The 21,857-nt window shown below is 72.6% G+C and carries 22 protein-coding genes; 10 read left to right on the top strand and 12 right to left on the bottom strand.

The window, feature by feature from the left end; translation table 11 throughout:
- Nucleotides 1-531, top strand: a complete 531-nt coding sequence (locus DOO78_RS19970) for a GNAT family N-acetyltransferase (protein WP_111471632.1) — start codon at nt 1-3, stop codon at nt 529-531.
- 177 nt (nt 532-708) lie between these two features.
- Here DOO78_RS19970 and DOO78_RS19965 read toward each other — a convergent pair whose 3' ends face one another.
- The 3 genes from DOO78_RS19965 to DOO78_RS19955 all read right to left on the bottom strand — a co-directional run bounded on the left by DOO78_RS19965 (nt 709) and on the right by DOO78_RS19955 (nt 3,213).
- A complete protein-coding gene (locus tag DOO78_RS19965) occupies nt 709-1,707 on the bottom strand; it encodes a Bug family tripartite tricarboxylate transporter substrate binding protein (RefSeq protein ID WP_165838996.1) in 999 nt (332 codons plus the stop codon).
- A gap of 134 nt (nt 1,708-1,841) precedes the next feature.
- A complete protein-coding gene (locus DOO78_RS19960; RefSeq protein ID WP_111471630.1) occupies nt 1,842-2,477 on the bottom strand; it encodes an MlaC/ttg2D family ABC transporter substrate-binding protein in 636 nt (211 codons plus the stop codon).
- Between the two features lie 31 nt (nt 2,478-2,508).
- Nucleotides 2,509-3,213, bottom strand: coding sequence for an MlaA family lipoprotein (locus DOO78_RS19955; protein WP_243634640.1), 705 nt, complete (start codon nt 3,211-3,213; stop codon nt 2,509-2,511).
- Between the two features lie 282 nt (nt 3,214-3,495).
- Here DOO78_RS19955 and metF point away from each other — a divergent pair, with 282 nt between their 5' ends.
- Together metF and DOO78_RS19945 are read left to right on the top strand one after the other, a co-directional pair.
- A complete protein-coding gene (gene metF, locus DOO78_RS19950; RefSeq protein ID WP_243634652.1) occupies nt 3,496-4,467 on the top strand; it encodes a methylenetetrahydrofolate reductase [NAD(P)H] in 972 nt (323 codons plus the stop codon).
- Between the two features lie 144 nt (nt 4,468-4,611).
- Nucleotides 4,612-5,412 (top strand): phytanoyl-CoA dioxygenase family protein, encoded by an 801-nt coding sequence (locus DOO78_RS19945; RefSeq protein ID WP_111471628.1) that lies wholly within the window; start codon nt 4,612-4,614, stop codon nt 5,410-5,412.
- Between the two features lie 27 nt (nt 5,413-5,439).
- Here the strand turns inward: DOO78_RS19945 and DOO78_RS19940 are convergent, their stop codons facing one another.
- Entirely contained in the window at nt 5,440-6,090 is a 651-nt protein-coding gene (locus DOO78_RS19940; protein ID WP_165838995.1) for a DsbA family protein, read from the bottom strand.
- Between the two features lie 91 nt (nt 6,091-6,181).
- Here DOO78_RS19940 and DOO78_RS19935 point away from each other — a divergent pair, with 91 nt between their 5' ends.
- The 3 genes from DOO78_RS19935 (at nt 6,182) to DOO78_RS19925 (ending at nt 9,970) form a co-directional block, all read left to right on the top strand.
- Nucleotides 6,182-6,700 (top strand): hypothetical protein, encoded by a 519-nt coding sequence (locus tag DOO78_RS19935; protein ID WP_111471626.1) that lies wholly within the window; start codon nt 6,182-6,184, stop codon nt 6,698-6,700.
- Nucleotides 6,701-6,818: 118 nt separating this feature from the next.
- Nucleotides 6,819-9,035, top strand: coding sequence for an ATP-dependent helicase (locus DOO78_RS19930; RefSeq protein WP_243634637.1), 2,217 nt, complete (start codon nt 6,819-6,821; stop codon nt 9,033-9,035).
- Entirely contained in the window at nt 9,032-9,970 is a 939-nt protein-coding gene (locus tag DOO78_RS19925; RefSeq protein ID WP_111471625.1) for a 50S ribosomal protein L11 methyltransferase, read from the top strand. Before DOO78_RS19930 ends, DOO78_RS19925 begins: the two co-directional genes overlap by 4 nt.
- A gap of 10 nt (nt 9,971-9,980) precedes the next feature.
- Here the strand turns inward: DOO78_RS19925 and DOO78_RS19920 are convergent, their stop codons facing one another.
- Nucleotides 9,981-11,192, bottom strand: a complete 1,212-nt coding sequence (locus tag DOO78_RS19920; RefSeq protein WP_111471624.1) for an MFS transporter — start codon at nt 11,190-11,192, stop codon at nt 9,981-9,983.
- A 251-nt stretch (nt 11,193-11,443) separates the two neighbouring features.
- Complete coding sequence (locus tag DOO78_RS19915; protein ID WP_111471623.1) at nt 11,444-11,788, bottom strand: DUF1127 domain-containing protein; 345 nt, start codon at nt 11,786-11,788, stop codon at nt 11,444-11,446.
- A 235-nt stretch (nt 11,789-12,023) separates the two neighbouring features.
- On the opposite strand from DOO78_RS19915, the gene DOO78_RS19910 reads away from it, so the two are divergent.
- A complete protein-coding gene (locus DOO78_RS19910) occupies nt 12,024-13,796 on the top strand; it encodes an aminopeptidase P family protein (protein WP_111471622.1) in 1,773 nt (590 codons plus the stop codon).
- Between the two features lie 10 nt (nt 13,797-13,806).
- Here the strand turns inward: DOO78_RS19910 and DOO78_RS19905 are convergent, their stop codons facing one another.
- The 3 genes from DOO78_RS19905 to DOO78_RS19895 form a co-directional block, all read right to left on the bottom strand.
- Complete coding sequence (locus tag DOO78_RS19905; RefSeq protein WP_111471621.1) at nt 13,807-14,673, bottom strand: oxygenase MpaB family protein; 867 nt, start codon at nt 14,671-14,673, stop codon at nt 13,807-13,809.
- 127 nt (nt 14,674-14,800) lie between these two features.
- Nucleotides 14,801-15,883 carry an amidohydrolase family protein gene (locus tag DOO78_RS19900; RefSeq protein ID WP_111471620.1) on the bottom strand — a complete coding sequence of 361 codons (1,083 nt, stop codon included), beginning with the start codon at nt 15,881-15,883 and terminating at the stop codon, nt 14,801-14,803.
- Between the two features lie 126 nt (nt 15,884-16,009).
- Complete coding sequence (locus DOO78_RS19895; RefSeq protein ID WP_111471619.1) at nt 16,010-16,399, bottom strand: hypothetical protein; 390 nt, start codon at nt 16,397-16,399, stop codon at nt 16,010-16,012.
- Between the two features lie 80 nt (nt 16,400-16,479).
- Here DOO78_RS19895 and DOO78_RS19890 point away from each other — a divergent pair, with 80 nt between their 5' ends.
- The 3 genes from DOO78_RS19890 (at nt 16,480) to der (ending at nt 19,894) form a co-directional block, all read left to right on the top strand.
- Nucleotides 16,480-17,124: a tetratricopeptide repeat protein gene (locus DOO78_RS19890; RefSeq protein ID WP_111471618.1), complete on the top strand. Its 645-nt coding sequence runs from the start codon at nt 16,480-16,482 to the stop codon at nt 17,122-17,124.
- A 14-nt stretch (nt 17,125-17,138) separates the two neighbouring features.
- Entirely contained in the window at nt 17,139-18,491 is a 1,353-nt protein-coding gene (locus DOO78_RS19885) for a PQQ-like beta-propeller repeat protein (RefSeq protein WP_111471617.1), read from the top strand.
- 62 nt (nt 18,492-18,553) lie between these two features.
- Entirely contained in the window at nt 18,554-19,894 is a 1,341-nt protein-coding gene (der, locus tag DOO78_RS19880) for a ribosome biogenesis GTPase Der (RefSeq protein ID WP_111471616.1), read from the top strand.
- An 8-nt stretch (nt 19,895-19,902) separates the two neighbouring features.
- On the opposite strand, the gene DOO78_RS19875 is transcribed toward der, so the two are convergent.
- Genes DOO78_RS19875 through DOO78_RS19865 form a run of 3 tightly spaced genes read right to left on the bottom strand, consistent with a single transcriptional unit; the run spans nt 19,903 to nt 21,851 of the window.
- Nucleotides 19,903-20,313, bottom strand: coding sequence for a type II toxin-antitoxin system VapC family toxin (locus DOO78_RS19875; protein WP_111471615.1), 411 nt, complete (start codon nt 20,311-20,313; stop codon nt 19,903-19,905).
- A complete protein-coding gene (locus tag DOO78_RS19870) occupies nt 20,310-20,549 on the bottom strand; it encodes a FitA-like ribbon-helix-helix domain-containing protein (protein ID WP_111471614.1) in 240 nt (79 codons plus the stop codon). The genes DOO78_RS19875 and DOO78_RS19870 overlap by 4 nt, the downstream gene beginning before the upstream one ends.
- A 60-nt stretch (nt 20,550-20,609) precedes the next feature.
- Nucleotides 20,610-21,851: an LLM class flavin-dependent oxidoreductase gene (locus tag DOO78_RS19865; RefSeq protein WP_111471613.1), complete on the bottom strand. Its 1,242-nt coding sequence runs from the start codon at nt 21,849-21,851 to the stop codon at nt 20,610-20,612.
- Between the last annotated feature and the right edge of the window lie 6 nt (nt 21,852-21,857).

Raw genomic sequence — 21,857 nt, 5'->3', positions numbered from 1 at the left:
ATGCGGCTCGCGCCGCCCGTCCCGATGCCGGGGCGCCTCGTCCGCACCCCGCGGCTGACGCTGGTGCCCCCGGGCAAGGAGAACCTGCCGGACCTCATCCGGCTGAAATCCGATCCCCGCGTCTTCGAGCTCATGCTGCACGGCACGCGCTCGGAGGAGCGGACGCGCGAGGAGCTCGAGGACGACATCGAGTTCTGGCAGGTGCGCGGCTACGGCACCTGGTGCGTCTACCTGACCGGGACGGGCGAGTTCCTCGGCATCGCCGGGCTGATGGAGCGGCCGGACGGGCGCGGCGTGGCGATGCGCTTCGCCCTCTGGCCGGAATGCCGCGGCAAGGGCTATGCGCGGGAGGCGGCGCGGGCCGGGCTGGAGTTCGGCCACCGCGCCGGGCTCGACCGCATCATCGCCGTGGCCTGGGAGGAGAACCACGCCTCCCGCGCGGTGCTGCAGGATATCGGCATGGTGGAATGCGACGCCTTCCCCTATCGGGGGCGCCGCATGATCGTCTTCGAGAGCCTGCGCTCCCGCTAGGGCGCTTCCCCTGAGCGCCGGTTCAGGGGAAGTGCCCTAGACTATTGTTTTCAGAACATCTTCACCCGATCAGGTGAGTCCACCTGATCGGGATCTGCTCTGGACCAGGATCCGTTCACCCGGGTTCACGGATCGTGGTCTGGCCTGTTGTTTGAATTTCTCCGACCGGCCCGGCCCTCAGGGCTGCAGCCGGATGCCGGTCTGCTCGACGATGTCCTGATAGGCGGCCAGCTCGCGCTGCATGAAGGCCCGGGCGGCGGCGAGGTCGTTCGGCCCCGCGGGCGGCTCGTGCCCCGCCGTCAGCAGTCGGTCGCGGACCAGGGGGTCGGCGAGGGTCGCGCGGAGCGCCCCATTCAACGCCTCCGCCACCGGCAGCGGCAGGCCCGCCGGGCCGATCAGCAGGAAGAAGCCGCCATTGTCGAAGCCCGGCACGCCGAGCTCGCCGAGGGTCGGAATCTCCGGATAGAGCGGGAAGCGCCGGTCGCCGACCATGGCGACGCCGCGCACCTTGCCCTCGCGCAGCAGCGGCGTGGCGGAGGCGAGGGCCGCGACGCCGAACTGCGCCTCGCCGGTCAGGATCGCCTGCAGCATCTGGGCGCCGCTGCGATAGGGGACATGCACGTAGCGGGTGCCGAAGGCGCGGGCGAGCATCTCGGCACGGAGATGCAGCACGCCGCCGACGCCCGAGCTGGCATAGGTCAGCCGCTCCGGCGGGGCGCTGCGCAGGGCCTGCAGCGCCTCCGCCGGCGTGCGGCCGGGAAAGCGCTCCGTCACCACGAGCACGCCGGGCGGGGTGCTGACGATGCCGAGATGGGTGAAGTCGGCGATGGGGTCGTAGCGGGTGCCGCCGATATAGGCCGCCGGCGCGGCGGCGGCGGCACCGGTCTCCGTCACCATGATGGTGTGGCCGTCGGCCGGTTGGCGCTTCAGCCATTCGGTGGCGATGACGCCCGCCGCGCCGGGGCGGTTGTCGACCAGCATGCGCGCCTCCGGTCCCAGATGCAGCGGCATGCGGTCGGCGAGGATGCGGGCGGCGATATCGGTGCTGCCGCCCGGGGCATAGCCGGTGACAAGGGTGATGGGATGGTCGGGGAAGGCGGCCGCCCGCGCGGCCCGTGGCAGCAGGGTGGCCACGGCGAGCAGGGACGGCAGCGACAGGGCGAGGCGGCGGCGCATCGGTGATCCTCCCGGCATGTTGTTGCCGGAAGCAGAGCATCGCGCACCCCCGGGCGGGAAGGCCGAAACTACGGAGTCCCGAGGGAAGGGGGCAGGGGCCGGGCCGGCGGCGCGGGGCCGCCCGCCCGTCCGGCTCAGCGGCCGCCCTGTTCCCGCGCCGAGAGCTGCTGGATCTGCCGGCGCATCGCGGTCAGCAGCGCCGCGATCGAGCCGTTGTTCTGCTGGATCACCGCCGAGTACTCGCTGCGCTGGGTGAGCCGCAGCGAGGTGCCCTCGGCGATCACGTCCACCACCTTCGGCTGGCCGTTGATGTCGCCGACCCGCCAGTCGAGGGCGAAGGGCGCGCTGTTCGGCCGCTCGATGATGGTGTTCACCAGCACGTCATCCTCGGTGCGCTGCTGGCTGCGGCCGAGCGAGAAGCGCACGCCCTGATACTCGCCGAACCGGGCGGAGAGGTTGCGGATGAGCGTCTCCTCGAAGAGCTTCAGGTAGTCCTGCTGCTCCTGCGGCGTGGCCTGGCGCCACCAGCGGCCGAGGATGAAACGGCCCACCCCCTCGATGTCGACGGCCTTCCGCAGGACGCTGGCAACCCGCTGCCGGCGCGTCGGCAGGTCCGCGCGCGTGTCGTTGATGGCGGCGACCAGGTCCTGGCCGGTGGCCTGGATGAAGCTGGCGGCACGGCCAATATCCTGCTGCGCCGAGGCACGGCCCGCGGCCGCGAGGCCTAGGCCGGTGCCGAGCAGCAGGCGGCGATGGAACGAAGACGTCATGAAATTCTCCCGGAGCGATGGGATGCGGCGATCAGGGGTTCGGGACGATGCCCTTGCCGACGCCGAAGCCGGTGGCGCCGGCGTTGGCGGGCGCCACATTGTCCAGCCTGTTGGTGATCTCGGCGTTGCGGCGCTGGCGATAGGCGCTGCGCAGCACGGCATAGGGGTCGAGCGAGTCCCGGTTGACGGCATCCAGCGGCTCGATGAGCGACTCGCGCGTATCGATCACGGTCATCCCGGCGCGGACCCCGGTCAGCACGTCCACCGTGACGCCCTGGCCCACCCAGGTCAGCGGATCGGAGGCGATGCCGAGGCCGAAGCCGCTGAGGTCGCGCGGGTTGGAGGGGCCGAGGACCGGGATGAAGAGATAGGCGCCCTCGCCGACGCCCCAGACCGCGAGGGTCTGGCCGTAATCCTCGCTGTGCCCCCTCACGCCGAAGTGGTCGCCGGCGACGTCGAAGATGCCGCCGAGGCCGAGGGTGGAGTTGATCAGGAAGCGTCCGAGCGTATCGCCCGCGCGGCGCGGCTCCCCCTGGAGCATGTCATTGGCCAGGATCACCGGGGTGCGGAGATTGCCGAGGACGTTGCTGACGCCGGCGCGCACGGGCTGCGGCACCACGTCCCGGTAGGCCACCGCCACCGGGCGCAGCACGACCTTGTCGATGCCCTGATGGATCGAGAACATGGTGCGGTTGAACGGCTCGAGCGGGTCGTTGTTCTGCTTGAACTCGGCCACCGCGTCCGGGTCCGTCGGATCCGGCCTTGCGGCACAACCAGCCAGAAGCGCCAGCGTCAGGAGCGCGGCGGCAAAGCGGTGCGGGGAGGGCATCGACGACGGCAACCTCTCACGATGCTGGGGCGCAACATTGCGCCAAGGTGAATGACGGCTGCCACGCAAGTGGCCTCCATCCCGCGATCCCTTAGGTCATTATGACCGCCAGGGTAGCGCTGCAACGCCACAAACTGTATCCGGTCGCGGCGCTTGCGAAGACGTTGATAAGGGGCCGAGGTGGCGGAGATCGAGCAAAACCAGACCGGCCTGTCCGCCCAGGGGGCGTCCGGAGCGCCGCGCGGCACCTTGCAGCGCTGGCTGACCGGGCCCCGGGTCGATGGCTTGCCGCAACTCGCCGCCCAGCCGGCCCCGGCGCTCTCCTTCGAATTCTTCCCGCCGAGGACCGAGGCCCTGGAGGCCCAGCTCTGGTCCTGCATCCGGCGGCTCGAGCCGCTCGCGCCGCGCTTCGTCTCGGTGACCTACGGCGCGGGCGGCACCACCCAGGCGCGGACGCATGCGACCGTCGCCCGGATCGTGCGCGAGACGCGCCTCACCCCGGCCGCGCACCTGACCTGCGTCGGGGCGCCGAGGGCCGAGGTGGACGAGGTCGCCCGGGCCTACTGGGAGGCGGGGGTCCGGCACATCGTGGCGCTGCGCGGCGACCCGCCGGCCGGCATGGCGCAGTACGAGGCGCATCCCGAGGGCTATGCCTATGCCGTCGATCTGGTCGCCGGGCTGCGGCGGATCGCGCCCTTCGAGGTCAGCGTCGCCGCCTATCCCGAGATCCACCCCACCGCGCTCTCGGCCGATCATGACCTCGACAATTTGAAGCGGAAGATCGATGCCGGCGCGACGCGCGCCATCACGCAGTACTTCTTCGACAGCGCGATCTTCCTCCGCTTCCTCGACCGCGCCCTGGCGGCCGGCATCACCGTTCCGATCGTCCCCGGCATCATGCCCGTCTCCAACTTCACCCAGATGCGGAAATTCTCCGCCATGTGCGGCGCCGGCGTGCCGGACTGGATGGGGCGCCTCTTCGAGGGGCTGGAGGAGGATGCGGAAACCCGCCGGATGGTGGCGGCGGTGGTCGCGGCCGAGCAGGTGCGGCTGCTGCAGGCCAACGGCATCGACGAATTCCACTTCTACACCCTGAACCGGCCGGACCTGGTCTACGCCATCGCCCATATCCTGGGGGCCCGGCCGCGGCGTCCGGACTGAGGAGGCCCCCGGGCGTTGCGGTTCCCGCCGCCCCTCGGGACGGACGATGCCGGGAGGGGCGAGGCATGACGGTGGAAAGCCTTTGGCCGCGCCGCCCGCCGGCCTAGAATGCCCCCTGTCCAGGAAAGACAGGGAGACAAACCCATGCGGCTGTCCGACGACCAGATCCGCCAGTTCCACGAGGAAGGCTGGCTCTTCCTGCCCGAGACCTTCACGCTGGAGGAGATCGCCACGCTCCGCGAGGAGGCGGAGGCCGTCTATCGCGAGAACCGCCCGGAGATCTGGCGCGAGAAATCCGGCGCCCCGCGCACCGCCTTCGCCGCCCATACCTACAACGAGGCCTTCCGCCTGCTCGGCGCGCATCCGCGCATGATCGAGCCGATCGAGCAGATCTTCGGCGAGAAGCTCTACATGCATCAGTTCAAGATCAACGCCAAGGCAGCCTTCACCGGCGATGTCTGGCAGTGGCACCAGGATTACGGCACCTGGCTGCGCGACGACGGCATGCCGGAGCCGCGGGCGATGAACATCGCCGTCTTCCTCGACGAGGTGATGCCGATCAACGGCCCCCTGATGCTGATCCCGCGCAGCCAGCATCACGGCAACCTCGAGGCGGGGCACGACCTCAGCACCACCTCCTACCCGCTCTGGACGCTGGACGAGGCGACCGTCACGAAGCTGGTGCAGGAAGGCGGGATCGTCGCGCCGACCGGCAAGCCGGGCGGGCTGCTGATGTTCCACGGCAACCTGGTGCATGGCTCGGCGCCGAACATCACCCCCTATCCGCGCAAGATCGTCTACCTGACGCTGAACGCCGTCTCGAACCACATCCGCAAGCCGACCCGGCCGGAATGGATCGCCCATACCGACTTCACGCCGATCGAGCCGGTGGCGGATGACGCGCTGGCGCAATACGCCCGGCGCTACCGGCAGGCCGCCGAGTAGCGGGCACGGGCGGCCGCGCGGGGCGGCTCAGCCGCGCCGCGCGACGCCGACCGGCAGATCGGCCAGCCGGGCCATCGCCGCCCCGCGGAACAGATCCGGCGCCGCGAAATAGGCCTCGGCCATCGGCAGCGCATCGACGCCCCAGAAGAGCTCGGCGCCGATGCGCAGCGTCGGCACGCCGAAGACGCCGGCGGCGATCGCCGCCTCGGTTGCCGCCCGCAGCCCGTCCTTCGCCCCGCGCGCCGCCACCAGCCCGGCCGGATCGGCGATGTCGAGCCGGTCGCAGAGCGTGGCGAAGCCCGCCGGCGTGCCGACATCGACCCCGTCCTGCCAGATGCAGGCGAAGGCGGTGCGCACCGCCGCCGACGCGCCGCCGAGGGCGGTCAGCAGGCGCTGCACCTCCAGCGAGCGGAAGGGATGCCGCGGCGGGAAGCGCATCGGCAGGCCGGCGCGCTCGGCCAGGAACTGGCTGAGCCGGTATGTGTGCAGCCGCTTCGGCGGCAGCTCGGCCGGCCCCACCGTGCCCCAATGCGCCAGGATCGCGCCCAGGACGACCGGGCGGAAGCGCACCGGGCGTTGCGCCGCCAGCGCCTCGATGCGGGGCAGGGCGATCCAGGAGAAGGGGGAGACGGTGTCGAAATACCAGGTGACATCCGCTGTCGGCAGCTTGGTCCTCATGGTTTCGACCCCTCTGGGTGGGTCGATGACTCGAGGATAGTGATCCCCGGGCAGTGCGACCGCATCGAATCGTGGCGCAGCGGAGGGAAACATGGAAAGCGATCCCAAACTGTTGGCGGCGATGATCGGTCTGATCGGCGTGATCCTGGGCGTCGGGCTGGCGGCTGCCCTGAAAGCGTGGTTCGACCGCGATCTCGAGGATCGGAAGGCGGAGCTGGCGCGCCTCGTCGAACAGCAGAGAGCTGATCGAAACCTTCTGCATGCCAGGTTCTCCGAGCTGGAAAAGGCGCAACGATCCGCGCACTTCGAGACCTATGCCGAATTCTGGAGCGCTACGGGCGTTCTGGTCCTGGCCCAGCGCGCTAAGGACGAAACCGCGGAACGGCAAGCCTTGGCACGGCTTGCCGCGGCGAAAGGCCGCATCGCTCTCCATGGCAGCGAACGTGTCATCGCCCTTCTCGCCGAGTTCGATCGCGGCGGCGCCATACTCGATACGCCCGAGCGTTGCGCCAGGTTTATCGAGGCGATCCTGGCCATGCGGCAGGATGCTTCCGAACAGGCAGGGGAGATCCGCATCGCCGACCTGCACCGGCTTCTTTTGGGTGGGTAAGGTGCCCGAACCTGTGCATCCGATCGTCTTCCCACTCGCGGTTGACGCGCCGAGCCAACTGCCCGCTCAGAGACGGAGATAGTTGGAGCAGTTCGCCAGGTGTTCTATAGGGGCCTGCGTGCCCCCGCCCCATGCTCCCATCCCCGACTACCTCTCCCGCCTCAACCCGGAGCAGCGGGAGGCGGTGGAGACGCTCGACGGGCCGCTCCTGGTCCTCGCCGGCGCCGGCACCGGCAAGACCCGCGTGCTGACCACCCGCTTCGCGCATCTGCTGATGACCGGCCGCGCCTTCCCCGGCCAGGTGCTCGCCGTCACCTTCACCAACAAGGCGGCGCGGGAGATGCGCGAGCGCGTCTCCGCCATCATCCAGCGCCCCGCCGAGGGGCTCTGGCTCGGCACCTTCCACGCGCTCTGCGCCCGCATGCTGCGCCGGCATGCCGAGCTGGTCGGGCTGACCAGCGGCTTCACCATCCTCGACACCGACGACCAGATGCGCCTGCTGAAGCAGGTGATGGATGCGGGCGGCATCGATGCCAAGCGCTGGCCGGCGCCGGGGCTGATGGCGGCGATCCAGCGCTGGAAGGATCGCGGCATCACGCCCGACCGTGTGACGCCCGCCGAGGACACGGATTATGCCGGCGGCCGCGCCCGCAGCCTCTACGCCGCCTATCAGGACCGGCTGAAGGATCTCAACTGCGCCGATTTCGGCGACCTGATGCTGCACATGGTGGAGATCCTGCGCAGTCATCCGGAGGTGTTGGCCGACTGGCACCGGCGCTTCCGCTACATCCTGGTCGACGAGTACCAGGACACCAACTTGGTGCAGTATCTCTGGCTGCGGCTGCTCGCCCAGGGGCACCAGAACATCTGCTGCGTCGGCGACGACGACCAGTCGATCTATTCCTGGCGCGGCGCCGAGATCGAGAACATCCTGCGCTTCGAGAAGGATTTCCCGAAGGCCCGGGTGGTGCGGCTGGAGAGCAATTACCGCTCCACCCGCCCGATCCTCGCCGCCGCCAGCGGGCTGATCGCGCACAACTCCGGCCGGCTCGGCAAGACGCTCAGGGCCGGGCGCAACGACGCGGAGGGCGAGAAGGTGCGCGTCGTCTCCCTCTGGGATTCCGAGGAGGAGGCGCGCATGGTCGGCGAGCGCATCGAGGCGGCGCAGCGCAGCGGCCACAAGCTGGCCGAGATCGCCATCCTGGTCCGCGCCGGCTTCCAGACCCGCGCCTTCGAGGAGCGGCTGATCACCCTCGGCATCCCCTATCGCGTCGTCGGCGGGCTGAAATTCTACGAGCGGGCCGAGATCCGCGACGCGCTCGCCTATCTGCGGGTCCTCGCCCAGCCCTCCGACGACCTCGCCTTCGAGCGCATCGTCAACGTCCCGAAGCGTGGCCTCGGCGATACCGCCATGCGGCGGATGCACGAGCTCGCCCGCGCCGAGCGCATCCCGCTGGCCGCCGCGGCGGCGCGGCTGGTCGAGGCCGGCGGCTTCACCGGCAAGGCGCGCGCCGCGCTCGGCGAGCTGCTGCACGGCTTCGCGCGCTGGCGCGAGCAGCTCGGGCGGGAGGGGCATGTCGTCACCGCCGCGACCCTGCTGGACGAGAGCGGCTACACGGAGATGTGGAAGCAGGACAAGTCGCCCGAGGCGCCGGGCCGGCTCGAGAACCTGAAGGAGTTCGTCCGCGCCCTCGGCGAGTTCGAGACCCTGAACGGTTTCCTCGAGCATGTGGCGCTGGTCATGGAGAATGACGAGAACGCCTCGGGCGACCGGCTCTCGCTGATGACGCTGCATGCGGCGAAGGGGCTGGAATTCGACATGGTCTTCCTCCCCGGCTGGGAGGAGGGGCTGTTCCCGCACAACCGGGCGCTGGAGGAGGGCGGCGAGCGCGGCCTGGAGGAGGAGCGGCGCCTCGCCTATGTCGGGCTGACCCGCGCCCGCAAGCTCGCCATCATCTCCTGCGCCGCCAACCGCCGCGTCTACGGCAACTGGTCGAGCTCCATCCCCTCGCGCTTCCTCGACGAGCTGCCGGCCGGTCAGGTGCAGCGCGAGGGCAGCGCCGGCATGGCCCGCAACCGCGCGATCGACATGCCCTCGGTCTTCACCGGGAGCGGCGGGCTGCTGGCCCGCCGGCCGCGCACCATCGAGGCCGGCGCCTGGGAGGTGCAGGCCCGTCCCGCCCATGCCTCGCCGCTGAAGGTGGGCGAGCGGGTCTTCCACCGGAAATTCGGCTATGGCCGGGTCACGGCCGTGGAGGACAACCGGGTGGACGTCGATTTCGAGAAATCCGATCCGAAGCGGGTGCTCGACAGCTTCCTGGAGCGCGCCTCGTGACGCCGCCGGGCAGCGACTCCGGCGCCGACTGGCCGACGCCGCTCTCCCGCCGCCGCACCGAGCCGCTGGAGCTGCTGGCGGTCGAGGATCTGCCGGAGGAGGCGGTGCCGGCCTTCGAGGCGGCGCTCCAGACGGTCTGCGTCAGCGTCGCCCTCTTCCGCGACGAGCCGAGCGACACCTGGCGCGTCGAGGGGGTGCGCGAGGCGGGGCAGGGGGATGACGAGCTCACCGGCGCGCTGGCGCTCGCCGCCGCCGTGGCCGGCATCGCGCCGCCGGCGCTGCAGGCCGGGCCGATCGAGGCGGAAGGCTGGCTCGCCCGCACCGTCCAGGGCTTCCCGGAGGCGCCGATCGGCCGCCGCTTCCTGGTGCGGCCGACGCATCTGCCGAACCCGGTGACGCCCGGGCGGATCGTGCTGCGCCTCGATGCCGGGCTGGCCTTCGGCAGCGGCGAGCACGCCTCCACCCAGGGCTGCCTGCGGGCGCTGGAGGGCATGGCGCATCGCCGCCCGCGCCGCCTCCTCGATCTCGGCACCGGCTCGGCGATCCTCGCCATCGCCGCGGCGAAGCTGCTGCGCCGGCCGGTGCTGGCGACCGATATCGAGCCCTGGTCGGTGCGGGTGGCGGCGGACAACGCCACGCTGAACGGCGTGCAGCGGCTGGTCGCGGCGCGCCTCGCCGATGGCTGGAAGGGCCCCGAGATCCGGCGCCGGCGCTACGACCTGGTCTTCGCCAACATCCTGGCGCGGCCGCTCTGCGCCATGGCGCGCGACCTCGCGGCGCATCTGGCGCCGGGCGGCACGGCGATCCTCGCCGGGCTGCTCGGCACCCAGGCGCGGATGGTGCTGGCGGCGCATCGCCGCCAGGGGCTGCGGCTGGAACGCCGCATCGATGTCGGGCCCTGGACCACGCTGGTGCTGCGGCGCGGGCCGCGCTGAGGCGGCCGGTTCAGGCGATGGCGCGGAGGGGCGGGCGCGCCAGCCAGTTCATGGCGCTCGCCGCGACGCCGACGGCGATCATCACCGGCCAGAAGGCCTGGTAGCTGCCGGCCGCCGCCAGCAGCACCGTGCCCGCGGCGGCGCCGAGGAAGCCGCCGAGCTGGTGGCTGAGGAAGCAGAGGCCGTAGAGCGCGCCGAGATCGGCGACGCCGAAGCGCCGGGCGATGGCGGCGCTGGTCAGCGGGATGGTGCCGAGCCAGACGAAGCCCATCACCGCGGCGAAGACCAGCGTGCCGGCATAGCTCGGCGTCGCATAGGCGAAGCAGGCGATCGCCACGCTGCGCAGCGCATAGATCCAGCCGAGCGCGATCTCCGGCTGCATCACGTTGCTGACGCGGCCGCAGAGCCAGCTTCCGGGGATGTTGAACAGGCCGATCGTCATCAGCGCCATGGCGCCGAGGCCGGTGGGCAACCCGCAAAGGGCGAGGTGGCTCGGCAGGTGCATCGTCAGGAAGGCGAGCTGGAAGCCGCAGGCGAAGAAGCCGCCGGTCAGCAGCGCGTAGTCGCGGTTGGCCAGCGCCATCCGGGCCAGGGCCGGCAGCCCGGCGAGGCCGGTCGCCGCCTGGCCCGGCCGCTGCGGCGGGGCCCGCCATTCGACCAGCCGCGCCGCCGGCAGGATGAGCAGCAGGCTGAGGCCGAGGATGCCGAGGGTGGCGACCGCCCCCACGGCGCCGATCAGGCTGCTCGCCAGCGGCACCATGGCGGCCTGGCCGAGCGAGCCGCCGGCCGAGGCGAGGCCGATCATCTCGCCCCGCCGCTCCGGCGGCACGGCCCGGCCGACGGCGGCGAGGGCCGCGCCGGTGCCGCAGCAGGAGACGCCGAGGCCGGTGAGGAGGCCGATGCCGACGAGGATGGCGGGGGCCGAGATCCAGAGCGCCGGCAGCCCGACGCCGGCCGCGAGCAGCAGGGCGCCGGCCGCCATCACCTTGCCGGCGCCGTGCCGGTCGGCGATGGCGCCGCTGACCGGCTGGGCCAGGCCCCAGACGAGGTTGTGCAGTGCGACCGCGCCGCCGAGCACCGCCGGCGAGATCCCGGCCTCGGCCGAGAGCGGCAGCAGGAAGAGGCCGAAGGTCTGCCGCATGCCCAGCGCGAGGCTGATGGAGGCGGCAGCGGCGGTGACGATGATCCAGAGGCCCGGAGGCGAGGCGGCAGGGCGGCGCATGCGGCGATCAGACCGGATGCGTCAGGGCGGCAACAAGCGCGCTCTGCGCCGGGTCCGTCATGCAGCCAGCTTATGCCTCGCGCCTGGAGCCGAGCTGGGCGCATGCCGATCGCCGGACGGCGCCGGAGCATGGCCCGTTCACCTGCGGTCACGGCAAATGCTCCAGCCCGTTATCGTCGGAGCATCCTCACCCGTTCGAGTGTGTCCACTCGAACGGGATCTGCTGCAGGGCCGCCGCCGCGGGCAGGCGGTCAGGCCGGGTGCGGCAGCCGCAGGCCGGCGGGGCGCTGCGCCGGGCGCGGCGTCGCGGCCTTCTCGGCCTCGACGACGATGCGCCCGATCTCGCCGCGCGACACGCCGATGTCCGCCAGCTCGCGGTCGCTCAGCGCCTCGAGCTCGGCGCGGACGCGGCTGCGCCGGACCCAGCCGAACAGGGCGTTGTCGAGGCGGGCGAGGAGCGCCTGGCCGGCGCGGCCGAGGCCGGCCTGGTAGGCCTCGGCCGCGGCCAGGCGCAGCGCGCGGGCGCGCTCCTCGGCCGGCGAGGCGGGCAGGGGCAGGAGGTAGGCGGCTTCCGCCCGGAGAAGACGGGGGTCCATGATGTGTGTCCGATGAGTGAACCGGGCTGTCCCGGCACCATGGGTGACCTGTCGCCACCCACCGCAACGCAACATAGGTTCGCTGCCGCAGCGGAACGCGCGCGAAAGGTGCAGCGGAGCTATGCAGGCGAGGCATGAAGTGCCGAAATGCCGTGCATAATCCGTTTATCTCGGCCTGCCCTTCCGCGGGCTGCCGAATCCGGCGAGATTCGGCCGATCAGCAAGGACGCGCCGCATGACCCCCGCCGACCGCCTCGCCGCGCTGCGCGCCGAACTCCGCAAGGCCGGGGTGGCGGGCTTCCTGGTCCCGCGCGCCGACGAGCATCTTGGCGAATACGTGCCGGCCGCGGGCGAGCGGCTCGCCTGGCTGACCGGCTTCACCGGCAGCGCCGGCCTCGCCGTGGTGCTGCCCGACCGGGCGGCGCTCTTCACCGATGGCCGCTACACCACCCAGGCGCGGCAGCAGCTCGACCCGGCGCTCTGGGAGCTGCGGCACATCACCGAGCAGCCGGTGGCCGACTGGCTGAAGGAGCACGCCGCGGGGCAGCGCATCGGCTACGATCCCTGGCTGCATCCGGAGGCCGCGCTGCAGCGGCTCGAGCCCTCCGGCGCCATCCTGGTGCCGCTGCCCTCCAACCCGCTCGACGCCATCTGGGCCGACCGGCCGGCGCCGCCCATGGCGCCGGCCGTGCCGCATCCCCTGGCCCAGGCCGGGCTCGATGCCGAGGCGAAGCGCCTCGCCGCCGCCCAGGCGCTGCGGGAGGCGGGCGAGGATGCGGCGGTGCTGGCGGACAGCCACTCGCTCGCCTGGCTGTTCAACATCCGGGGGGGCGATCTCGACCACACGCCGCTCGCCCTCGGCTTCGGGCTGCTGCGCGCCGATGCCTCGGCCGAGCTCTTCCTGGAGCCGGGCAAGGTGCCGGCGGAGACGCGCGCGCATCTCGGCAATGCGGTGACGGTGCGGCCGCGCGCCGCCCTGCCGGCGGCGCTCGAGGCGCTGCGCGGGCGCAAGGTCCGCGTCGATCCGGAGGCGACGCCGGCCTGGTTCGCCCAAGCCCTGCGCGAGGCGGGTGCGACCGTCTCGGCCGGCGAGGACCCGGTGCGGCTGCCGCGCGCCTGCAAGAACCCCGTGGAGCAGGCGGGCGCGCGCGCCGCGCATCGCCGCGACGCCGTCGCGCTCGCCCGCTTCCTCGCCTGGTTCGGCAGCGCCGCGCCGACCGGCCGGGAGAGCGAGATGAGCGCCGCCGAGCGGCTGCTCGGCTTCCGCCGCGAGGTGCCGCTGTTCCGCGCCGAGAGCTTCCCGGCGATCAGCGGCGCCGGGGAGAACGGCGCGGTCATCCATTACCGCGCGACGCCGGCGAGCAACCGGGCGATCCGGCCGGACGAGTGCTACCTGATCGACAGCGGCGCGCAGTACCTGGACGGCACCACCGATGTCACCCGCACCCTCTGGACCGGGCCCGGCCCGGCGCCGGCGCTGCTGCGGGAGCGCTACACCCGGGTGCTGCAGGGCCACATCGCCCTGGCGACGCTGCGCTTCCCGCAGGGCGTCGCCGGGCCGCATCTCGATGCCTTCGCCCGGCGGGCGCTCTGGGCGGCCGGGCTCGACTACGACCATGGCACCGGGCATGGCGTCGGCAGCTTCCTCTCGGTGCATGAGGGGCCGGTCGCCTTCAGCCGGGCGGCGAAGCCGGTGCCGCTGGCGCCCGGCATGATCCTCTCCGACGAGCCGGGCTACTACCTGCCCGGGCAGTACGGCATCCGCATCGAGAACCTGCTGCTGGTGCAGCCGGCCGCCGAGCAGCCGGACCAGGTGAAGCCCTTCCTGGAATTCGAGACGCTGACCCTAGCGCCCTATGACCGGCGGCTGATCGAGCTGGCCCTGCTCGCCCCGGCGGAGCGGGCCTGGGTGGAGGCCTACCAAGCCCGGGTGCTGGCGGAGATCGGGCCGGCCTGCGACCCGGCCACCGCGGCCTGGCTGCGGGAGGCCTGCGCGCCGCTCGGCTGAGGGGCCGGCCTCAGGGCCGGAAGGCCCAGCGGATGGCCTCCGCCACGCCGCGCGTGCCCGCCCGCAGCAGCGGCCGCGCCGGCGGCCGCTCCAGCCCGTGCATCCGCCGCGCCCAGTCCGGCAGCAGGTCGAGCCCGGCCTGCTGGGTGATGGCCTGCAGGGGCGCCTGCCATGGCTCGGCCGGCGGCCGCGCCAGCAGCAGATGCGCGATCTCCCGCGTGCGCCCGTCGACCCGCAGCGCCGGGCGCATCGCCGCCATGATCGCCCGCGCCTCGGCCCGGCTCCGCGGCACCGGATCGGCGCCGAGCGCCGTGCCGATCCGCGCCATCTCGGCGAAGTAGCGGTCGCGCGCGGCGCCCGGCATGCCGGGCTCGGCATAGCGGGTCCAGCCGGCGAGAAAGCTCGCCGTCTCGGTCACATGCACCCAGGCGAGCAGCGCCGGGTCGTTCGCGGCATAGGGCGTGCCGTCCGGCAGGCTGCCGCGGACATGGCCGTGGATGGCCCGCACCCGGGCGATCGCCGCCTCCGCCTCGGCGCGGCCGCCATAGGTGGTCAGCGCGATGAAGCGGGCGGTGCGCCGCAGCCGGCCGGAGAGGTCGTCGCGGAAGCGGGAATGGTCCCAGACGCCGGCGAGCACGGCCGGGTGCAGCATCTGCAGCATCAGCGCCGCGATGCCGCCGACCATCATGCCGGCGACGTCGCCATGCACCCGCCAGGCGACGGCGTCCGGGCCGAACAGCCCGTCCGGCCGGCGCTGCACCGGGCGCTCGCCCTGGCGACGATCGTTGAAGATGGCGGCGACCTGGCCGGCGATGGCCCGCTTGAGGGGACGGGCCAGCAGGCTGCCGAGGGCGGTGGCGGGAGGGGAGGGGGTCACGGGTAGGAAATTGGTCCCTGTCCGCGGCCGGTCAACGGCCCGCGGCGGCGGCTTCTCGCGGCCTCTCCCCCTCTGGCTCCCTCCCCCTGGCTCTCCCCCCCCTGGCTCTCTCCCTGGGCGCCGCCCGTCAAGCCTTGAGGCGCAGCAGCCGCGCCGCGGTCTCGCCCAGCACCGCGCGCTTCTGCGCGTCGTTCAGCGAGGCGCAGGCGAGGATGTGGTCCACCGGCCGCAGCGACCAGGGATAGGGATAGTCGCTGCCGAGCACGATCTGCGAGGCCCCCACCTGGGCCTGCAGGTGCCGGATCGCCTCCGGCGTGAAGATCAGCGAATCGAACCAGATCTGCCGCAGATAGGCGCTCGGCGGCTGCTTCAGGCGGATGGTCGGGTCGCAGCCGGCGGGGCTCACCAGGCAGGCATGGTCGGAGCGGTCGGCATAGGAGGGGAGGTAGCCGCCGCCATGCGCGGCGATGATCCTGAGGCCTGGGAAGCGGTCGAGCGTGCCGTTGAAGATGAGCTGCGACAGGGCGATGGTCGTCGCCAGCGGATTGCCGATGGCGTTCGGCAGCCAGCCATTGCCGGCGAGGCGGCGGCTGAGCTCCGGCACGCCTTGCGGATGGATGAAGAGCACGGCGCCGAGCTCCTCCGCCTTCGCCCAGACCGGGTGGAAATCCGGGTGCGAGAACTCCCGGTCGCCGACGCTGTCGCCGATCGCGGCCCCCTTCAGCCCCTGCTGCCGGATCGCCGTCTCCAGCTCCTGCACCGCGAGCTGCGGATCCTGCAGGGTGAGCGAGGCGAAGCCGGCGAAGCGCTCGGGATGCGCGGCGCAGAGCGCGGCCATCGTCTCGTTGTTGATCCTGACGATCTGCGCCGCCAGGTCGCGGTCGCGCCGGTACCAGAAGGGGTTGACCGAGAGCACCTCCATGTCGACGCGCTGCGCATCCATGGCGGCGAAGCGCTTGCCGACATCGAGGAAGGTCTCCTCGGCGCCGCGGACGCTCGGGCCGATGATCGAACGATCGTTGCCGACGAGCGGCAGCGTCTCGGCGAAGACGCAATGCGCATGCACGTCGACGGTGCGGACCGGCTTGCCGCCCACCGCGACCGCGCGCCGCGGCGCGCCGGTCGCGGCGGCCGCGCGGTGCAGCCCGCAGCCGCAGAAGATGACGCCGCTGCCGGCGGCGCCGGCCAGGAATTGCCTGCGGGTTGCCATGGACGCCTCGCCCCCTGTTTCTTCCCTGCCGGCGAGGCTCGCGCCGTCGCCGGCCGGATGCAATGCCGGGCCGGCGGCTCCCGGAGCCCCCTGCCAGCGCCCCTGCCAGCGCCCCTGCCAGAGCCCCTACCAGAGCCCGGGCCAGCGCCGCGTCCGGTTCGCCTCCTGCGACGCGGTCAGGGTGGCGCGGCCATCGGCGACGCCGCGCGGCAGGGGCAGGGCCAGCGGCGGCTGCCGCCAGCAATCGACGCTGCCGAGGGAGCGGGTGCAGTAGGCGGGCGGCGCCGGCGGCGCCTCCTGCGGCCGGCAGTAGGGAAGGCCCCGATCGAGCCGCACCGCCGAGCAGTCGCGGCCGGAGACGGCCGAGACCACGGCATCGGGCACCGTCCGGCCGATCACCATGGTGCTGCCGATATTGGCCGCGGCGAGGAGGCCGGTGACCGGCTCGGCCGCCTGGCAGGCGGGCAGCAGCAGGAGCAGCGGGAGGGCGGGCAGGGGCAGTGGACGGGGGCGCATCGGCCGATCCTCGGCCGGTCGGGCTTAACGCCCCGCCAAGGGGCTGCTATGCACCGCCGCCCCGTCGCGAGGATGACCGCGTGCCCGATATCTTCGACGAAGTCGAGGAGGACCTCCGCGCCGAGCGGATGAAGCGCCTGCTGGCGCGCTATGGCGGGCTGCTGACCGGGCTGCTGGTCGTCGTGATTCTCGGCGTGGCGGGCTGGGAGGGGTGGCGCTGGTACGAGGCCCGCGGCGCCGGGCAGGCGGCCGAGGCCTATCTGGCGGCCGGCCGCGCCGCGACCGAGCCGAATGCCGATCTCAAGGCCATCGCCGGCCGCTACGACGCCGTGGCGGCCGATGCCCCGGGCGGCTACCGCACCCTCGCCCGGCTGCGCGCCGCGGCGCTGCGGGCCGAGGCGGGGGACCGGGACGGGGCGCTCGCGGAATGGGATGCGGTCAGCCGCGACGGCGGCACCGATCCGCTCTACCGCGACCTGGCGACCCTGCTCTGGGGCCTGCATTCCGTCGATGCCGGCGATCCGGCGGCGATCGAGGCCCGCCTCGCGCCGCTCGCCGGCGGTCCGTGGCGGTCCCTGGCCGACGAGGTCCGGGCCCTGGCCGCCCTGAAGCGCAACGACACCGAGGCCGCGAAGCGCATCCTGACCGCCCTCACCACGGACCCGCTGGCGCCGCAGGGCGTGCGGGACCGGGCCGGGCGCCTGCTGGCCGGCCTCAACGGCTGATGCGAGGAGAGTCCATGCGGGGGGTCACCCGGAGAGCCGCGCTGCTGGGCGCGACCGGCCTTCTGGCCGGCTGCGAGACAATCACCGACAGCCTGGACAGCCTGTTCGGCGAGCGCAAGGTGCCGCTGAAGGGCGACCGCAAGCCGGTCCTGGCGGTCGAGCGCGGGCTGGCGGTGGACGAGGCGGACCGCGCCCCGGTCACCCTGCCGCCGCCGGCGCCGCGCGCCGACTGGCCGCAGGCCGGTGGCGCGGCGAACCATGCGCCCGGCCATCCCGAGCTCGGGCCGCGGCTGCGGCAGGTCTGGCGGCAGTCGATCGGCACCGGCGGCGCCTATCGCCGGCGGCTGATCGCGCCGCCGATCGTCGCCGACGGGACCGTCTTCGCCTCGGATGCCTTCGGCGAGATCTCGGCGCTCGATGCCGCCACCGGGCGCGAGCGCTGGAGCTTCGACACGCGGCCGAAGAAGGAGCGGGACGGCGCGCTCGGCGCCGGCCTCGCCTTCCAGGGCGGCGTGCTCTACGCGGTCACCGGCCTGTCCGAGGCGATGGCGATCGACCCGGCGACGGGCAAGCCGAGCTGGCGCGTCAACCTGCCGGCGCCGGCCCGCGGCGCCCCGACGGTCACCGATGGGCGGCTGCTCGTGCCGACCATCGAGAACCAGCTCCTCGCCCTCTCGACCACCGACGGGCAGCAGCAATGGACCTACCGGGCGCAGCCGACCACCACCATGGTCCTCGGCCTGCCGGCCCCGGCGGTGGAGGGCGATGTGGTGGTCGCCGGCTTCGCCTCCGGCGAGCTGGCGGCGATCCGGATCCAGGACGGCAAGAACATCTGGAGCGAGACGCTCTCCTCGGCCCGCGGCGGCGGCCTGGCCGATATCGCCGCCATCACCGCCATGCCGGTGATCGACCGCAACCGGGTCTTCGCCGCCGGCCTGGGCGGGCTGACCATCGCCATCGACCTGCGCTCCGGCCGCCGGCTCTGGGAGCGGGACGTGGCGGTCGGGGAGACCCCCTGGGTGGTCGGGGACTGGCTCTTCCTGGTGACGACGGGCGGCGACCTCGCCTGCCTCGGCCGCGAGGATGGGCGGGTGCGCTGGCTGAGCTCGCTCGGCAGCTTCGCCAAGCCGGAGAAGCGGCGCGACCCGATCACCTGGGGCCCGCCCGTGCTGGCCGGCGGTCGGCTGCTGGTCGCGGGCAGCCATGCCCGGATGGTGCAGATCGATCCGGCCACGGGCGAGAAGACCGCCGAGCTGCTGCTGCCGGCCGGCATGACGCAGGAGCCGGCGATCGCCGGTGGCATGCTCTACCTGCTGACGGATGCCGGGGACGTGATCGCGCTGCGCGGCGAGGCCGCCGCGGCCTGAATTCGCCGCCCGGCCGCGCAGGGCATTTCCCGGGAGCGGCGATCTGCTCTATCGGTGCGGCCATGCTGCCCACCATCGCCATCCTCGGCCGGCCGAATGTCGGCAAGTCGACGCTGTTCAACCGCCTGGCCGGGCGGAAGATCGCCATCGTCGACAACACGCCCGGCGTCACCCGCGACCGCAAGGAGGCCGAGACCCGCATCGCCGGCCGGCCGGTCCGCCTGCTCGACACCGCCGGGCTGGAGGAGGCGGCGCCCGAGACCATCCAGGGCCGCATGCGGGCGAGCTCGGAGGCGGCGGTGCGGGAATCCGACCTCGTCCTCTTCGTGGTCGATGCCCGCGCCGGCCTGACGCCCGCCGACCGGGCCTTCGGCGCCTGGCTGCGGCGGCAGACCGTGCCGGTGATCCTGGTCGCCAACAAGACCGAGGGCAGGCTCGGCGGCTATGCCGCCATGGAGGCCTATGAGCTCGGCCTCGGCGATCCGGTCGCGGTCTCGGCCGAGCATGGCGACGGCCTGGGCGAGCTGCATGACGCGGTGCGCGAGCACCTGCCCGAGGAGGCGGAGCCGGCGGACGATGCCGAGCGGCCGCTGCGGCTGGCCATCATCGGCCGGCCGAATGCCGGGAAATCCACCCTGCTGAACGCCCTGCTGGGCGAGGAGCGGATGATCACCGGCCCGGAGCCGGGCCTGACCCGGGATTCGGTGGCGGTGGAATGGACCGACCCGACCGGCGGCAAGGTCCGGCTGGTCGATACCGCCGGGCTGCGGAAGCGCGCCCGCATCGAGCAGGCGCTCGAGAAGATGTCGACCGCCGCCTCGATCGCCGCGCTGAAGGAATGCGAGGTGGCGATCCTCGTGGTCGATGCCCTGCTCGGCATGGACGAGCAGGACCTGCGGCTGGCGCGGCTGGCCGAGCGCGAGGGGCGGGGTGTGGTGCTCGCCTTCAACAAATGGGACGCCGTGGAGGACCGGGCCGCGACGCGGCGGCGGCTGGACGACGTGCTGACGGCGAGCCTGGCGCAGCTGCGCGGGCTGCCGGTGGTGCCACTCTCGGCGCAGACCGGGCGCGGCGTCGAGACGCTGATGCCGGCGGTGCGCGCCGCCTATGCGCTGTGGAACCGCCGGGTGCCGACCGGCGAGCTGAACCGCTGGTTCGAGGCCATGCTGACCCGTCATCCGCCGCCGCTGGCCGATGGGCGGCGGATCAAGTTGCGCTACGCCACCATGCCGAAGGCGCGGCCGCCGACCATCGCCGTCTTCGGCACCCGCGCGGAGCAGCTGCCGGAGGATTACCGCCGCTACCTGGTGAACGGCTTCCGCGAGACCTTTGCCGTGCCCGGCGTGCCGATCCGGCTGAACCTGCGCGGCACCAGCAACCCCTATGCGGAGGCGGAGGGGTAGGCGCGTGTCTACGGAGGTCCGTCCTGGATCAGGCGGATCTCGGCATCTCCACCGAAGACGCGGGCGAGCCGGGCATCGGCGGTGACCAGCGGCGCGCCCTCGCATTGCGCGAGGGCGACATAGACGCAGTCATAGGCCGGATGGTCGCGCCGGCAGGCGAGATCGAGCGCCCGGTCCTGCAGGCTGACGAGCGGCACGATCCGGTCGAGGAGGGCGGTCGCGTCCCGGAAGACGGCCAGGGCCTCCGGTCGCGGCAGGCGCCCCTGGCGGACGGCCTTCCAGAGGACATTGGCGAATTCGGCCAGGATCAGGTCCGGCGCCACCGCATCCGCCGTCAGCAGCGCCGGGCGCGCGGCTACGGCCAGGCGCTCATCGAGCGCGACGGCGGCCAGGACCGAGGCATCGATGACCAGGGTCACCGTCCGTCGCGGTCCTCGCGGATCATCTCCACGACCGTCGCCTCGCCCGGCCCCGGCGGCCGCAGCTTGGCCCGGCCGCGATCGAGGCGCGCCAGGACCTCCTCCTTCGACGGCCTGGCGACCGCGGTGAGGATGTCCCGCAACTCCGCTTCCAGCGACCGGCCGGCCCGCGCCGCGCGCGCCTTCAGCCGCTCGACCACCGCCTCATCCAGGTTGCGCACCAGCAGTTGCGCCATGGCCGGAGCCCCGCTTGCTATCGCGATGATAGCAAACCGGTCCGGCCACGGGCAACGGCGTTATTCCGCCGCCGCCGGCCGCGGCTTCAGGTCCTGGCTGAAGGCGAGGCTCACCGGCGTCTCCGCCTCGAAGGGGCTCTTCAGGTCGAGTGCCTTCGCCGCCTCGCGCATCGCCGGCAGCACCTCCTGGCCGAGCAGCCGGATGCAGGTGAGGCTGTCCTGCTGGCTCATGAAGCCGTCATTCGCCCAGAGCGACATAATGCCGGGCCGCGTCTGCTCCATCACCTGCCGCAGCTTGGCGATCACCGTCTCCGGCTTGCCGGCGATGATCATGTTGTCGCGGATCTGCTCCTCGAAGCTCGGGCGGCGGCGCGGGCTGCTGCCGCGGCCGGTGGAGAACTCGACGAAGCCGCGCCGCTGGTCCGGCGAGGAATAGCCGGAAGGCGTGCTCCAGACCGGATGCGCGAGGCCGGTGAACTCGCCCTGCATCCAGGTGAACTGCCGGGCATTCTCGATCGCCTTCTCATCCGTCTCGGCGACATGCACCTGCTTCAGGTAGCCGTGGTATTCCGGGCCGCTGGTGAAGCCCACCTCCTCGGCGGTGCGGTCGTAGAGCTCCCAGATGCGGTTGGTCTGCTCGACGGTGGTGTTGAGGGCGATATAGGGGTAGCGGTGGCGCGCCGCCCAGATCACCGTCTCGCGGCTGATGACGCCGGGGATCCAGATGCGCGGATGCGGCTTCTGCAGCGGCACCGCCCAGGGGTTCACCACCCGGTTGTGGTAGTGGTTGCCCTCGAAGCGGAAGGGGCCGGGCTGCGTCCAGGTGCGGGTGATGAGGTCGTGCGCCTCCTCGAAGCGCTCGCGGTTGTAGGCGGGGTTCACGCCGGTGGCGAGCTGCTCCTGCCCGCCGCCGCGCACGAAGCCGGAGACGAGCCTGCCCTTCGAGATCATGTCGATCATCGCCAGCTCCTCGGCGATGCGCACGGGATTCTCGGAGAGCGGCAGCGGGTTGCCGAGGATGACGATCTTCACCCGCTCGGTGATGGCGGCGAGGATGCTGGCAAAGATGTTCGCCTTGGCCTGCATGCAGAAGGGCGCGTTGTGGTGCTCGTTCAGCATGATGCCGTCGAAGCCCACCGCCTCGGCCAGCTTGTACTGCTCGATGAACTCGTTGTAGAGGCGCGAGCCCGCGACCGGATCGAAATGCGTGTTCGGGAACATCAGCGCGGTGGCGCCGAACTTCAGCCCTTCCTCGGCCGGATAGGCAGACATGGGCTGCTCGGTGAAGTACATGATGTGCATGGCGCG

It is taken from the genome of Roseicella frigidaeris, from assembly GCF_003258945.1.
Classification (GTDB): domain Bacteria; phylum Pseudomonadota; class Alphaproteobacteria; order Acetobacterales; family Acetobacteraceae; genus Paracraurococcus; species Paracraurococcus frigidaeris.
Note: the sequence above shows the minus strand (reverse complement) of the source record. Positions and strands in the feature narration are given on the sequence as shown.